The organism is Paenibacillus sp. N119s, assembly GCF_059447605.1.
In genome coordinates this window covers 1-356 of record NZ_JCAJRU010000540.1, presented here as the reverse complement: position 1 = coordinate 356, position 356 = coordinate 1, and the positions used below count along the sequence as shown (strand labels likewise).

The window sequence follows — 356 nt, the reverse complement described above, 5'->3', positions numbered from 1 at the left end:
CTTAAACATGTAACCCTGGCTGAGCTGGACCAACTGATCGAGCGGACCCGTGACATCGGGGAAGTGGAAAATGTATACGCACTGACCCCGATGCAAAAAGGCATGTTGTTCCATAGTCTGATGGATGCAGAATCAGGGGCTTATTTCGAACAAACAACCTTTGATTTGCGCGGTCGCTTCCAAGCGGATATTTTCCAAGATAGCTTGAATCAACTGGCACAGCGGCATGAGATCTTTAGAGCCAATTTCATTAGCGGTTGGCAGGATGAGCCCGTGCAGGTGATTTTCCGCCGTAAGGAAGTCGGTTTCAGATATGAAGATGTGCGTCATTTGGACGATCAGAAACGTGACGCGTA

The 356-nt window shown here is 48.6% G+C and carries 1 protein-coding gene; it reads left to right on the top strand.

Features of this window, described 5'->3' with window-relative positions:
* Positions 1 to 356: condensation domain-containing protein (locus AC5V8P_RS26225; protein ID WP_495474135.1), on the top strand; the 356-nt coding region annotated here is incomplete at both ends.